Annotated in this window: 15 protein-coding genes; 5 read left to right on the top strand and 10 right to left on the bottom strand. The window is 70.7% G+C overall.

Translation table 11 applies throughout. The features are described from left to right. Positions 1-148: 148 nt before the first annotated feature. On the top strand, positions 149-1,390 hold the full coding sequence (locus KOI35_RS21295) for a sensor histidine kinase (protein WP_215789249.1): 1,242 nt from the start codon (positions 149-151) through the stop codon (positions 1,388-1,390). Next, positions 1,387-2,085, top strand: a complete 699-nt coding sequence (locus KOI35_RS21290) for a response regulator (RefSeq protein ID WP_215789248.1) — start codon at positions 1,387-1,389, stop codon at positions 2,083-2,085. The genes KOI35_RS21295 and KOI35_RS21290 overlap by 4 nt, the downstream gene beginning before the upstream one ends. Here the strand turns inward: KOI35_RS21290 and KOI35_RS21285 are convergent. Beyond that, positions 2,041-2,268 carry a hypothetical protein gene (locus KOI35_RS21285; protein ID WP_215789247.1) on the bottom strand — a complete coding sequence of 76 codons (228 nt, stop codon included), beginning with the start codon at positions 2,266-2,268 and terminating at the stop codon, positions 2,041-2,043. The two genes, KOI35_RS21290 and KOI35_RS21285, sit on opposite strands and share 45 nt — an antisense overlap. Before the next feature lie 92 nt (positions 2,269-2,360). On the opposite strand from KOI35_RS21285, the gene KOI35_RS21280 reads away from it, so the two are divergent. Both KOI35_RS21280 and KOI35_RS21275 read left to right on the top strand, forming a co-directional pair. Further along, positions 2,361-2,732, top strand: coding sequence for a VOC family protein (locus KOI35_RS21280; RefSeq protein ID WP_215789246.1), 372 nt, complete (start codon positions 2,361-2,363; stop codon positions 2,730-2,732). Between the two features lie 28 nt (positions 2,733-2,760). Continuing rightward, positions 2,761-3,396 (top strand): DUF6199 family natural product biosynthesis protein, encoded by a 636-nt coding sequence (locus tag KOI35_RS21275; protein WP_215789245.1) that lies wholly within the window; start codon positions 2,761-2,763, stop codon positions 3,394-3,396. A 34-nt stretch (positions 3,397-3,430) separates the two neighbouring features. On the opposite strand, the gene KOI35_RS21270 is transcribed toward KOI35_RS21275, so the two are convergent. The 9 genes from KOI35_RS21270 to KOI35_RS21230 all read right to left on the bottom strand — a co-directional run bounded on the left by KOI35_RS21270 (position 3,431) and on the right by KOI35_RS21230 (position 11,646). Next, entirely contained in the window at positions 3,431-3,892 is a 462-nt protein-coding gene (locus KOI35_RS21270; protein ID WP_215789244.1) for a DUF8821 family protein, read from the bottom strand. A 98-nt stretch (positions 3,893-3,990) separates the two neighbouring features. Next, positions 3,991-5,697 carry a 5'-methylthioadenosine/S-adenosylhomocysteine nucleosidase family protein gene (locus KOI35_RS21265; protein WP_215789243.1) on the bottom strand — a complete coding sequence of 569 codons (1,707 nt, stop codon included), beginning with the start codon at positions 5,695-5,697 and terminating at the stop codon, positions 3,991-3,993. Between the two features lie 171 nt (positions 5,698-5,868). After that, positions 5,869-7,074: a tetratricopeptide repeat protein gene (locus tag KOI35_RS21260; protein ID WP_215789242.1), complete on the bottom strand. Its 1,206-nt coding sequence runs from the start codon at positions 7,072-7,074 to the stop codon at positions 5,869-5,871. Between the two features lie 37 nt (positions 7,075-7,111). After that, complete coding sequence (locus KOI35_RS21255; RefSeq protein ID WP_215789241.1) at positions 7,112-8,074, bottom strand: sensor histidine kinase; 963 nt, start codon at positions 8,072-8,074, stop codon at positions 7,112-7,114. Next, the gene (locus KOI35_RS21250; RefSeq protein ID WP_215789240.1) at positions 8,071-9,189 is read right to left on the bottom strand and encodes a DUF418 domain-containing protein; all 1,119 of its coding nucleotides are present in this window, start codon (positions 9,187-9,189) and stop codon (positions 8,071-8,073) included. The genes KOI35_RS21255 and KOI35_RS21250 overlap by 4 nt, the downstream gene beginning before the upstream one ends. Before the next feature lie 64 nt (positions 9,190-9,253). Further along, on the bottom strand, positions 9,254-9,889 hold the full coding sequence (locus KOI35_RS21245) for a response regulator transcription factor (protein WP_215789239.1): 636 nt from the start codon (positions 9,887-9,889) through the stop codon (positions 9,254-9,256). 16 nt (positions 9,890-9,905) lie between these two features. Then, a complete protein-coding gene (locus KOI35_RS21240) occupies positions 9,906-10,073 on the bottom strand; it encodes a hypothetical protein (RefSeq protein ID WP_215789238.1) in 168 nt (55 codons plus the stop codon). A 61-nt stretch (positions 10,074-10,134) separates the two neighbouring features. Then, positions 10,135-10,629: a phospholipase gene (locus KOI35_RS21235; RefSeq protein WP_215789237.1), complete on the bottom strand. Its 495-nt coding sequence runs from the start codon at positions 10,627-10,629 to the stop codon at positions 10,135-10,137. A 111-nt stretch (positions 10,630-10,740) separates the two neighbouring features. After that, the gene (locus tag KOI35_RS21230) at positions 10,741-11,646 is read right to left on the bottom strand and encodes a serine hydrolase (protein ID WP_308121100.1); all 906 of its coding nucleotides are present in this window, start codon (positions 11,644-11,646) and stop codon (positions 10,741-10,743) included. Positions 11,647-11,802: 156 nt separating this feature from the next. Between KOI35_RS21230 and KOI35_RS21225 the strand changes: the two genes are divergently transcribed. After that, the gene (locus tag KOI35_RS21225) at positions 11,803-12,630 is read left to right on the top strand and encodes a CPBP family intramembrane glutamic endopeptidase (RefSeq protein WP_215789236.1); all 828 of its coding nucleotides are present in this window, start codon (positions 11,803-11,805) and stop codon (positions 12,628-12,630) included. Positions 12,631-12,637 lie beyond the last annotated feature (7 nt).

Raw genomic sequence — 12,637 nt, 5'->3', positions numbered from 1 at the left:
GTGACGCTAGGAGCTGGCGGGGGTCTCGCGCGTCGGCCGCAGGAGGCATCCGGCCTACCGTCGTCGGTGGACAGTCGCCGGGCGTCATCCTTGCGATGTAGCCATCACGACCGATGCCGCGGCGGCGGCGGGCGGCCAGAATGGGCCGATGAAGCCGATGGAGGTCACCGGACCACTGCCGCGGCCGGGCTGGCGGGCGCTGCTGCTCGACGGCGCGCTCGCGGCCGTGCTGGGGCTCATCTGCTTCCAGGCCGCCACCGACGACGCCGCCTGGGAAAACGCCCGGCCACTCCCCCCGCCGTTCACCACCGACGTCCCGCCGCCCCCGGTGGCCGAGGCGGTGGCCCGGCCGGGCAGCGCGCTCGGGGCGCTGCTGCTGGTCTTCGTGCTGTGCGCGCCGCTGGTGCTGCGCCGCCGCTATCCGCTGGCGGTGCTGTGGGCGACGATGCTCGCCTCGGTCCTGGTGCTGGTGACCAACGGCGACCGGCAGCCCAACCTCTATCCGTGTGTCGTGATCGCCTCGCTCATCGCGGTCTACAGCGCGGCCGCGCACAGCCCCTACCGGTGGCCGGCCCTGGTCAGTGTCGCCGTCGGGGTCCCGCTCGCGCTGATCGTGATCCAGGTGCCCCCGGCCTACCTGCCGTTCGTGGTGCTGGCCCCGCTGACCGCGGCGGCGGGCGGTTACCACGTGTGGAAACGACGGACCGGCGAGGACCGGCTGCGGGCGGCGGAGGAGGAGCGTACGCGGGAAGCGGCCCTGCGTGAGGCGGTCACCGAGGAGCGCGCCCGCATCGCCCGTGAGCTGCACGACGTCGTGACCCACCACGTGACCGTGATGGTGATCCAGACCGGTGCCGCCCGCTCGGTGCTCGCCGGTCAGCCCGAACTGGCCCGCGACACGTTGCTCAACGTCGAGTCGGCCGGCCGCCGGGCGCTGTCCGAGCTGCGACACGTGATGGGCCTGCTGGCCGAGCCGGAGCCCGACGGGCCGGCCGATCCCCAGCCCGGCATCGAGGCCCTGCCGGCGCTGATCGCCCGGGTGCGCGACGCCGGCGTTCCGGTTCATTTCGCCGTACGTGGCGAGGAGCGCCCGGTCAGCCCCGGCATCGGGCTCACCGCCTACCGGGTGGTGCAGGAGGCGCTGACCAACATGGTGCGGCACGCTCCCGGGGCCGACGCCGACGTGCTGGTCGAATACCGTTCCGCAGAGCTGCACGTCGGGGTGTCCAACACCTCGGGCGAGCTGCCCGCCGGCGACGGGCCGGTCGGCGGGCGCGGGCTCGTCGGCCTGCAGCACCGGGTCGCCCTCTACGGCGGCACGCTGTTCGCGGCGTCCCGGCGCGAGGGCGGCTTCCAGGTCGACGCCCTGATCCCGCTGGAGGTGGAGTGAGCGTACGGGTGGTCGTCGTGGACGATCAGGCGCTGGTCCGCACGGGCTTCCGCATGATCCTCACGGCCGGCGGCGTCGAGGTGGTGGCCGAGGCCGCGAACGGCGAGGAGGCCATCGAGGCCGTCCGGCGCACCCGGCCCGACGTGGTGCTGATGGACGTCCGCATGCCCGAACTCGACGGCCTCGAGGCGACCCGGCGCATCCTCACCGGGGCGCCCGGCGAGCCCCGGATCATCATCCTGACCACGTTCGACGTCGACCAGTACGTCTATGCCGCGCTCGCCGCCGGGGCCAGCGGCTTCCTGCTCAAGGACGTGTCGCCGGAACGCCTCATCGCCGCCGTGACCACGGTCTGCGACGGCGACGCGCTGCTGGCGCCCACGATCACCCGCCGGCTGGTCGAACGGTTCGTCCACCCCGCCCCGCCGACGGCGGCACTGCACCGCGACCTGGCCACGCTGACTCCGCGCGAGACCGAAGTGCTGCGCCTGCTCGCCCGGGGCCGGAGCAACGCCGAGCTCGCGGCCGCACTGCACCTGTCCGAGGCGACCGTGAAGACCCACGTGGCCCGCATCCTGAGCAAGCTCGACCTGCGCGACCGCGTGCAGGCCGTGGTCGTCGCCTACGAGACCGGCCTGGTCAGCCCCGGCTCAGACGGTGACGTCGAGCCCCGCTCCGGCAACCGCAGCCGTTGAGGCCTTCTCCGCCTCGCGCACCGACTCCTGCGCCTTGGTCACGGCCTCGCGGTCCTGCTGGATGACCCGCTCCTGGGCGACCTTGGCCGCCAGATCGGCCGCGAGCTTCTCCTGATAGCGGACGAGCTGGGCCTTGGCCTCGCTGGACGGGCTGACGGCGTCGACGGCACTGACTGCGTTCATCGGGGGTCTCCTACGGTGGTGAGGGGGTTGCGATCTGCCCTATCGGCAGCGGCTGCCCCGCCTTGCACCACCCGGGGCGGTAAATTTCCGCTATGGCTGAGCCTGTCGTGCACTTCGAGATCATCGGTACCGACCCGGCCGCCCTGCGCGGCTACTACGGCAACCTGTTCGGCTGGTCGTTCGACACCAGCGGCCCGGTCGCACCGTCGGTCTCCGACCAGGGCGAATACGGGTTCACCGAGGCCGGCGAGACGATTCCCGGTGGCGTCGGCGGCGGTTCCGCGCACCGCCCGCACGTCGTGTTCTACGTCGGCGTCCCCGATGTCGGCGAGGCCCTGCGGCGGGCCGAGGCGCTGGGCGGCCGGCGCGTGCTCGGTCCCGAGCGGGCCGAGGGTCGCGACCTGGTGGTGGCCCAGTTCACCGACCCCGAGGGCAACCTGATCGGCCTGGCCGGACCGGCTTGAGCTTGATCGACTCTGGCACACTGCCCGCGTGGGGCTGATCCTCGGTGGTGTGGTGCTCATCGCGTTCGCGCTCTGGACCGTGATCGCGCCGCGACAGCAGTGGCAGGTGCTGAACGCGTGGCGCTACCGCGACCCGGAGGCCAACGAGCCGAGCGACCTCTCGTACAACCTGGGCCGGGCGGCCGGCGTCGGCACGATCGTGCTGGTGCTGATCTTCGGCTTCGTCCTGATCCGTGACCACAACTCGCCGGAGCGCGACGCGGCCCAGGCCCGGGAGGCCCGCGAACAGCGCTTCGGCACGTCCTCGGCCGAGCTGCTGGCGAGCCCGCCGGCCGGCGACTCGGGTGATCCGGTGGCGATCTGGCGCTACGCCACCCCGGACGAGAAGTTCCTGGCCGGCCTGGGCCCGGTCCCGGCCGGGACCGACCTGCTCATCGCGGTCGACGGCGCGTTCCGGCCCGAGGCGATGACCGTCGACGAGACGGCCGACCGGGTCACGGTCACGCTCCGCGGCACCTGCGTCTCGGCCAAGATCCTGTGCGATCAGGCCACCCGCAGCCAGGCCCTGCCCCCGGTACGCCTGATCCCGCTCGATCTGGACGCCCCGCTGGGCGGCCGCCCGCTGGTCGACGGCACCACCAACGAGGAAGCGATCGGCCGCTGATAGACGGCACGACCAAGGAAGAAGCGATCGGTCGTTAGTACTCGTTCTTGATCACGAAGTACGAGCCGCGGATGGTTCCGGCCAGCTTCGACTTCTGCCGGGCGAACTTGAACGCGCCGAGCTCGGCCGGCACCTCCATGCCCTCGGAGAGCTTGAAGCCGACCGCCCGCTTCCCGTCGTCGTCGACGGTGTACATCACGTTGATCGACAGGCCGTCTTCGTAGAAGACATACGCCATCCGGATGTTCTCGACCTGGAAGGCGTTCGCCTCGAGCGGGCGGGCCGCGATGACGATGCCGCGCTCCTGCTCGAGAATGCGGCTCACCCAGGCGACGGCCTCGGCGGCCTCGCTCGCGGGCTCGGTCGTGAACACGTGCCCGTACTTGTTCTTGAAGTACCGGGCCTCGTTGGCCCGCAGCCCGGCCAGCGCCTCCGCCACCGGCGACGACTCCAGACCCACGGTCGACACAGTCGCGAAGTCCACGGCATAGGCCACGACGGGCTCCTCCCGGCGATGAACGAATACGGCGCTGAACGACTATGGCACCGAACGAACATGGCGCCGAGCGATTCCGGTGATCACGCTACCCGGGGTCACGGGCCGCCCGGCTCGATCCGGGCGATCAGGTCGAGGGTGAACTCGGCGGCGTTGCGGGCGGCCCGGGCCTGGTGCTCGCCGGTCTTGCCGACACCCCAGTCCGAGATGCCCTTGATCAGGATCCAGTCGCGCTTGGCCCGGATGGCGACCGCGGCGAGCCCGGCCGCCTCCATCTCGCCCAGGATCGCCTCTTCGTCGAGTCCTTTCAGCCGGGCCCGTTCGTCCGGGCTGTTCACCAGCGTGTTGAGCGACAGCGCCACACCGAAACGGACCACCGGCGAGCGCCCGGGGGCCAGCGCACGAGCGTGACTGAGCAGGGAACTCGTGGGCTCCGGCCGCGGGCCGCGGGTGATCTCGTGCCGGGTGCCGTCGGCCGGCGTGGTGACCTTGCGGTGGTCCATGGCGTGCACCTGCGTGGCGACCACGACATCACCCAGGTCCTGGTCACCGCCGTCGAGCTCGCAAGAGTCGAGCCCGTACCCGATCCCGGTGAGGATCAGGCACGCCGGATCGAGGTGCCGGATCAGTTCGCCGGCCGTTTCCGGCATCGAGCCCGCCCCGACCGTGCCCTGCTCACTCCGGGCCAGGACGACGTTCGCGCCGCCGATCCGGCCGAGCCAGGTCACCGCCTTGGACCCGGCCCGCCAGGCGCTCGGCACGAAGCCGGGTGAACGCGCGAGGACAGCTTCCTCCACAGCCCGGCTCTCGTTCTCGTTGACGACGATGATCGCCACGGTCGGCCTCGACTCGACGGCTCCGTACAACAGGTCCCGGCGGGCCTGCCGGTACCGGATGCGCTGACGCAGCGTCACCAGAAGGGCCCCCGCCATGACCGACACCATGATCATGATCAGCACCCCGAACACCTGCGACTGCCAGGTCGCCGACTCCGGGAACTTGAACGCCACGTAACGGGCAACCCACAGCAGTGCCTGCGGGTAGCGCATCTGCTCGAGCCCGGCCACCATCTGCGCCGTCGCGGCGACGCCGGTCAGGGCGGTCAAAACCATGAGCCGGATGACACTCAACGGGCGGACGGCGTCGTGATCAGGAGGCCGGAACTCCTTCCGGGTGCCGATGACGAACCAGTCGGTGCCGCGGACCCGGCTGAGAGACGGCAACGATCCGAGCTGTTTCCGGATACCGGCGTCGGTGAAGCCAGGCGCCCGCACACCGACGTATCCCGAGCCGAAAGCCGGATCGGGCGGCAGAAAGGCGTCCGTCAACTCGGACGCGCGGACGAGCGCATCCGAACACAGCCGGTCGGCGTCGTCGGGAGCACTCGCCTGGCAGAACGTGATGGTCCAGTGGTGACCCCGCAGCTCATTGCCGAAGATCTCGCCGTCGGGAACGCCCCGGCTCCCGGCTTGGACGACCTCCCAGGACAGGCGGACGGCACCGACGGTCAGGTCGGCGATCGCGACGCACAAGCTGAGCAGCACCAACACAAGAGCGACCAGGGCGGCTTCCCGGGAGACGAGGGCGATCGGCACCGCCACGACCATCGCGGCGAAGGCCGGCCCGTACGGAAGAAGCAACGGCCACACGCGAACGAGCAGGCTCAGCGCCCGAACGCGACCGGGCTGGGCCCGCATGGCCCGATTCCAGTCGTCCTTCCGGGCGATCGGCGGCTCGATGACCGCAAACGCATCAGCCGACTGTCCGATCAGGCGCCCTTCCCGGTCGGCCAGATAGAGCAGCATCGGGAGCGGAGGCCGGGACGGGAACAGGCCTAGCCCCCAGGGACGGATGTTCGCCTGCGCCTGCCTCCCTGGGGCACGGACGGCCCACGAACGACACTCCTGGTAAGTCAGGCCGAGCACCGGTCCAGCGGGCACAGCCACCGAGGATAAGCGAACCGGGAAAGCGGGTGGTCAGCCCTTGACGACGGTGACGGTGCTGAGCGGGGCCGGGTTGAGGGCGCTCATCGGGGTGCCCTTGTCGCCCCAGGTGCCGTCGGCGATCGCGGCGTCCCGGGCGGCGATCAGCTTGGTGAAAGTGGACTCGGGCAGCCGGTCCAGCCGTAGCTTCCAGGCGACGCCGGTGCCTTCGGGGCGGGTCGAGCCGAGATAGATCGTGTACGGGGCGGCGGTGCCCTCGATCATGTCGAGCTTGCCGTCCAGATAGCAGCGGCCGGCCACGCAGATGAGCAGGGCGACGACGGTGTCCGTGGCGCCGGCGTCGGACTTGGCGACCGTGAAGCGGGCGTCGAACGGATAGGGGACCTTGCTGTTGGGGGCCGGGGCGACGATCTTCGTCCGTACGGAAGGAACTGCGGTTGTGGGTTTTGCCGTCGTGGGTTTGACCGCCGCGGATGTGCGGGGCGGAGTGGTCGACGGCGCAGCGGAGGACGGGACCGGCGCCGACGGCGTGGGAACCGGAGAAGGCGCCGCCGAAGGCACGGACGGCACGGGCTGGGTCGCGGCGGTGGAGGCCGGTTCGTCGTCGCCCGGCCGTAGGACGACAACCGCGACGACGACGGCCACGATGACGCCACCCACGACACCGCCGAGCGCCGCGGGAAGCCAGTGACGACGGGCTGGGGAGGGCGGGGTCGGCGCGAAGGCCGGTACAGCGGTGACCGGCTCGGGAGGAGCGGAAACCGGCGGCGCGAAGAGGGGCGCCGGCGAGACGGGCGGGGGCGAGGAGACCGGCGCGGGTGCATCGTCGGTGGCCGCACCCAGGAAAGCGCGAGCGCGATCCACCGCCCAGTGGTCCTCCCCCAGGACGGCCGGTCCCAGCTCGGCCACCCGCGCGAACTGCGTCCGCGCCACATGCCGATTGCCCAGGTCGGCGGCGACCACGGCCAGATCGAAGGCCAGCATCACACCCAGTTGATCGGTGGTGCGGACGGCCGCCACGGCCTCTTCGAGCACGCGCCGCGCCGCCGCCGGATCGCCCGCCGACACGTGCAGCCCGGCCAGCTGCCGCATGGTCTCGAGCAGTTCCGGGTCGCCCTCGGCGAGCCCGGCCCGGCCGGACGAGACGGCACCTTCGAGCACCGCCCGCGCCGCCGGGACGTCTCCCGCCTCGGCGAGGGACTGCGCTTGCTGACGGCTGTGGGCGTACGGGAAAGGCACGAAGCCATGCTGCCCGGCCCGCGCAACCAAACCAAGCTCAGACCGGAATCGTGATGGTGATCTTTGTCGGTCCGCCGGGCGGGCTGGTCACGTCGAGGCGCCCGTCGACTGCCTCGAGCCGGTCGGTGATGCCGCGCAGACCGCTGCCGGCCGCCGGATCGGCACCGCCGTGTCCGTTGTCGATCACCGTGGCCCGCAGCGGCGGCTCGAAGCGCACCGAGGCCGAGGTGGCGCCGCTGTGTTTGACGATGTTGCCGAGGCATTCCGCGACCGCGAAGTAGGCGGCCGTCTCGACCGCGGGTGTCAACGCCGAAGCCACCTCGCCCTCCACTGTGGTGGGCAGCGACAGATCGAGGACCAGCGCCCGTACGGCATCCACCAGCCCCCGGTCGGCCAGCACCGGCGGATGGATGCTGTGCATGACCGCGCGCATGTCGTCGAGCGCCGCCCGGGCCGTCGAGCGGGCCTCACCCAACAGTCTCTCGGCCGTGTCGGGGTCGCGGCGCAGCAGATCACTGGCCATCCCGAGGGTCAGCGCGAGCGACACCATGCGGGCCTGGGCGCCGTCGTGCAGGTCGCGTTCGACGCGCTTGAGCTCGGCCGCCTGCCGGTCGACGGCGGCCCGGCGGGAGCGGGTCAGCGACGTGACCCGGTCGAGCAGCTCGCTCTCCCGGCTCACCAGGTAGGCATGCACGCTGAGCAGGACGGCGACGGCGAGCGCGGTCCAGACCGGCCAGAAGTAGCCGCCACCGGAGAGCACGTAGACCGTGAGGTCGACCGCGAGCAGCAACCCGCAGAACGCCACGTTGAGGGCCAGCCCGCGCCGCCGCCCGGACGAGACCCGGCCCGCGCGCCGGAACACGAAGACGCCGGCCGCCACCGTCCCGAATCCGAAGTAGACCCAGCGCGGCCAGAACTCGCCGGCCGGCCCGGCGACGGCCCACACGGCGGTGGCCGCGACGCTGAGCGCCACGGCCGTCGCCACCAGCAGGCGGTTCATCGGTAGGTGAAGCGCCGGAGGGCGGTCTCGGCCGGTCCGGCGCCGCGCATCCGGTGCGCGATCGACACCGACACGGCCCAGATGCCGACCGCGGCCACGAGGGCGGGCCAGGTGCCGGTCAGGCCGAGCGCCCACGGGCTGAACAGGGCGACCCAGGCCACCGACTGGAACAGGTAGCCGCTCATCGACCGCTGACCGAGCGCGGCGATCGCGGTCGTGACCCGGTTCCGCGTGGCGATCAGGGCGAACAGGGCCACGTAGCCGGGACCGCCGTACTCGCCGGTGAGCGCGTGCAGGAAGGCCATGGCGTCGACCGTACCGGCGCTGACGTGCAGCCAGCCGGCCGACACCAGCGCGTACGGTAGTCCGCCGGCGATGGCGATGCCGAGCCCGGCCACGGCGGTGCGGCGCAGGAGCGTACGGTGCTGGGCCGGGTTCTCCAGAATGCGGTGGCGCGCGGCCCAGATGCCGAGCCAGACGATGATGATGAACGGGATGACGGTGGCCGTGTGCACCGGCCATTCGGCGAGGCGGTCGGCGATCGAGGCGGCGTAGCTCGAGGCGGCCAGCGACGGGTTGGGCTTGTTGGTGAGCGTGGCGTCGCCGCCGGAAGCGGTGGTCAGCACGATCACGGCCAGGACGACGGCGTACACGGTCTGCAGCCCCCAGAGCCACAGGATCAGGCGGTGGAACCGGTCACTGCGGCGGAGCAACAGCCAGGTGGCGAGAATTCCCACGATCCCGTACGCCCCCAGGAAGTCCCCGAAATACAGCAGCGTCGCGTGGGCGAAACCGAAAACGATCAGCGCGACATTGCGCCGCATCAGCACCCGGCGGGCCGCGTCGCCCTGCCGCCGCGCGATCTGCACCAGGCCGTAGCCGAACATCACCGCGAAGACGGGATACGCGCGACTGTCGACGAGCAAAGACATCAAGAAATTGACGACCCGTTCCATCCCGTACGGGGTGGGGTCGAGTCCCGGCTGTCCGCGGAAGGCGAAGTTGGCCGCGTTGGCGAGCGCGATGAACAGGAGCATGGCGCCGCGGATGAGGTCGGGAGCGAGGGCTCGCTCTTTCCTGGCGACCGGGCCGTTGGTGTGAAGCGTCGTTGTCATGCCTAAGAGCCTCGTGAATGGGGCGCTTCTGAACGAGGTGGCTGGAACCCGTCTAGCCCAGGTGCTAGTACCCCTCCAGGTATCTGAGGACGGCCAGCACGCGGCGATTGTCGTCCTCGGAGGTCTGCAGGCCGAGCTTGGCGAAGATGTTGTTGGTGTGGTTGGCCACGGCCTTCTCGGTGATGAAGAGCGCCCCGCCGATCGCCGCGTTGGAGCGGCCCTGGGCCATGTGCTCGAGCACCTCGTGTTCGCGCGGCGTGAGCGGCATCTTCGGCTTGCTGCCCATCAGTTTCGCGACGACCGTGGGGTCGAGCGCCGTGCCGCCGGCCGCGACCCGCCGCACCGCGTCGATGAACTCGCCGATGTCGGAGACGCGGTCCTTGAGCAGATAGCCGATCCCGCCGTGGCCGTCGGCGAGCAGCTCACGGGCGTACAGGCGCTCGACGTACTGGGAGAGCACGAGAACCGGGAGCCCGGGCTTCTCGGCGCGCGCGGTCAGGGCGGCGCGCAGTCCCTCGTCGGTGTGACCGGGCGGGAGGCGGACGTCGACCACGGCGACGTCCGGGTTGTCGGTGAGCAGGGCCTTGAGCAGGTCGGGACCGTTGTCGACGGCGGCCACCACCTCGAACCCGTACGCCTGGAGCATGCGCACGATCCCGTCGCGCAGCAGTGTCAGATCCTCGGCGACCACGACCCTCATGGCCGACACCGTAGCGTCAGGTCGTTACCGCCGAGACCCCTCCCGCGACCGCCACGGCGCCGAGCGCGACGAGCAGGGCCGTGCAGAGCTGCTGCAGGCGGCGGCTCGGTTCGGGTGAGTGGTCGAGGACGGCGACCATGACACCCCACGCGGCCGCGAGCCCGCCGATCAGGAATCCGAACATCGTTGCAGGATGCCGCCACCGGCCGTCGGCGAGCGCCAACGGCCGGTGGCCGCTCGGTGAATTACTTCTTGATAAGAGTCGCCGCCTTGTCGATGTCGGCCTGCTTGACCGAGGCGAGCGAGCCGAACAGCTTGACGGCCTGGTAGTAGGTCCAGGCCAGGCTGTAACAGGCGGCCGCCGACACCGTGCCGTAGGTGGCGCAGACCCGCTTGAGGTCGGCGTAGAACGTGTCGTCGACGCGGGCCTTGTTGGCCGAGAAGGTGCCGATCGCCTTGTAGTTGCGGTAGCCGAAGTCGTGGTGCGCGCAGGAGTTCTCGAACTTGAAGCCGAGCGGGTTGTCCGGGCTCGACGAGCAGTAGTCGGTGGACCAGTCGAAGCCGTAGGACGCCCACGGGCCTCGGTTGGCACGGGCGTCGTTCCAGGCCGCGGTGCTGGAGGCGGTCGGCTGCGTCCACCGGGCCAGGACGGTGGCCTTGGAGTCGGCGGCTTGGGCGGCAGTGGCCGGGAAGAGGACGGCGACGGCGAGGAACAGGACGATGAGGACGCGTCGGGTCATGCCCCCGACATTCCGATCACCGAGTAAACAAATCCACCGCTGTCGATGACATCTACCACTGACCGCCTAAGTTACCCGCGCGTATTCCTTAACGCTCGCTCATGTGTTACGTCAGTATTTCAGGTACTGCCTGGTCAGCTTGGCCACCTTCTCGACCAGGGCGATCCCGCCGTCCATCGACTGGTTGTTGTGCGAGAGCACGGCGACCGACACGTTCACCTTGCCGTCGGGCGAGCTGACCCGGCCGATCGTGTTGACCGCCCACAGGCCGCCGTCGGCCGAGCGGGTGTCCCAGCCGTTCTTGACCGTGGCGCTCTCGCCCTCCTTGGCCACCGCCGGCACGCCCCAGTCCTGCGTGTCGTCGACCGAGTTCATCAGCGAGAACGCCGTCTCGCGGGAGTCCTCGTCGAGCGGGCCCTTGGTGTCGACCAGCTTCGACAGCAGCTTGACCTGGTCGCTCGCGGTCGTCTTGGTGAGGCCCCACGCGCTGTTGACCGTGGTCTGGGTCAGGCCGAGCCGCTTGTTGCACTTGGTGATCGCGCTCTTGCCGCCCAGGTGCTCGAACAACTCGGTCGTCGCGTTGTTGTCGCTGAGCTGGATCATCGGCTTGGCCAGCGCCATCTCGCCCGAAGTGGGCTCCCGGTCGGCGTCCTGCGCCTTGAGCAGCTCACACGCGAGGATCTGGGCCTTCACGATGCTCGCCGTGTCGAACTTCTCCGCGCCCTGATACGTGTAGGCCTGGCCGGTCTTCTTGTCGAGCACAGCGACCGAGAAGTCGGGCGTCTCGGCCGCGACCAGCTTGAGGGCCGCGTCGAGCTCCCGGGCCCGTTTCGCACGCTCGATCTTGGCCAGCTCGGCCGCACTGGGCCCGGACCTGGTGGCCTTGCCGCCGGTGAGCGCGGAGGGCACGAGGCCGCCGTCGTCACCGTCGCCGGCCATGCCGAACGCGATCAGGCCTCCGCCGCCGAGGATCACGGCTGCCGCCACAGCGATGATGAGGTTTCGGGAACGCCGCACCGAAGCATAGTGCCGCCTCCGGCCCGCAGGCACAAACCTTCGCACACTGGGCTGCTTCATCAATACGTTCGGTGATCGTGTCCCCCGTGCGAGCTACCCCGGATTGCCCCCTGCACGGTGACTCCGCCGCTCAAGATCATCAATAGCGTTTCCCCTATGAAACTCAAGTCGTCCCTCGGGCTCCGCCTCCTCTTCCTCCTCGTCGTCTTCTTCGCCCTTGACGTGCTGCTGGCGCCGCTGGCCGGGCGCGCCGCCCACAACCCGGTGACCGGCCTGCTGGTCGGCTTCGCGAGCGCGGGCATCGGCCTGTTTCTCTACGTACGCCTGGTCCGGTGGCTCGAACAGCGACCGGTGACCGAACTGGCCCGGTCGTCGCTGCGCGCCGGGCTGCTGCGCGGCCTGGGGATCGGTCTCACCCTGTTCGTCGCGGTGATGACGCTGATCTTCGTATGCAACGGCTGGCGCTTCACCGGCTACGGCTCGGTGGCCGACATGATCGGGGTGTTCGGGCTCATGACGGCCGCCGCCACCCTCGAGGAACTGCTGTTCCGCGGGGTGCTGTTCCGGATCGTCGAGGAGTGGGGCGGCACCGTCCTGGCCCTGGTCGTGTCCGGGCTGCTGTTCGGCGGCGTGCACCTGCTCAACCCGGACGCCACGCTGTGGGGCGCGCTCGCCATCGCGGTCGAGGCCGGCCTGCTCCTCGGCTCGGCCTACGTGCTGGCCCGCAACCTGTGGCTGCCGATCGGGCTGCACCTGGGCTGGAACTTCGCCGAGTCGGGCCTCTTCGGCGCGGCCAACTCCGGCTCCGGCAGCACGCTCGGCGGCCTGCTCACCGGCACCCCGCACGGTCCCGCGATCATCAGCGGCGGCGAGTTCGGCCCCGAGGCCAGCATCCTGGCCATCCTGGTCGGGGTGGTGGCCTCCTACTTCCTACTCCGTACGGCCCGTCGCCGCGGCCTCGTCCACAAGGCGTCCTGGCGATGACCCGCAT

The organism is Paractinoplanes bogorensis, assembly GCF_018829635.1.
In the GTDB taxonomy this organism is placed as follows: Bacteria; Actinomycetota; Actinomycetes; order Mycobacteriales; family Micromonosporaceae; genus Actinoplanes; species Actinoplanes bogorensis.
This window is presented reverse-complemented; position numbering and strand designations above follow the sequence as displayed.

What these genes read in the sequence shown, in the direction of transcription:
- KOI35_RS21240 (WP_215789238.1), bottom strand. Translation starts at nt 10,073, where the DNA reads ATGTTCGGATTCCTGATCGGCGGGCTCGCGGCCGCGTGGGGTGTCATG.
- KOI35_RS21295 (WP_215789249.1), top strand. Translation starts at nt 149, where the DNA reads ATGAAGCCGATGGAGGTCACCGGACCACTGCCGCGGCCGGGCTGGCGG.
- KOI35_RS21250 (WP_215789240.1), bottom strand. Translation starts at nt 9,189, where the DNA reads ATGACAACGACGCTTCACACCAACGGCCCGGTCGCCAGGAAAGAGCGA.
- KOI35_RS21265 (WP_215789243.1), bottom strand. Translation starts at nt 5,697, where the DNA reads ATGCTGCTCTATCTGGCCGACCGGGAAGGGCGCCTGATCGGACAGTCG.
- KOI35_RS21225 (WP_215789236.1), top strand. Translation starts at nt 11,803, where the DNA reads ATGAAACTCAAGTCGTCCCTCGGGCTCCGCCTCCTCTTCCTCCTCGTC.
- KOI35_RS21280 (WP_215789246.1), top strand. Translation starts at nt 2,361, where the DNA reads ATGGCTGAGCCTGTCGTGCACTTCGAGATCATCGGTACCGACCCGGCC.
- KOI35_RS21245 (WP_215789239.1), bottom strand. Translation starts at nt 9,889, where the DNA reads ATGAGGGTCGTGGTCGCCGAGGATCTGACACTGCTGCGCGACGGGATC.
- KOI35_RS21255 (WP_215789241.1), bottom strand. Translation starts at nt 8,074, where the DNA reads ATGAACCGCCTGCTGGTGGCGACGGCCGTGGCGCTCAGCGTCGCGGCC.
- KOI35_RS21235 (WP_215789237.1), bottom strand. Translation starts at nt 10,629, where the DNA reads ATGACCCGACGCGTCCTCATCGTCCTGTTCCTCGCCGTCGCCGTCCTC.
- KOI35_RS21285 (WP_215789247.1), bottom strand. Translation starts at nt 2,268, where the DNA reads ATGAACGCAGTCAGTGCCGTCGACGCCGTCAGCCCGTCCAGCGAGGCC.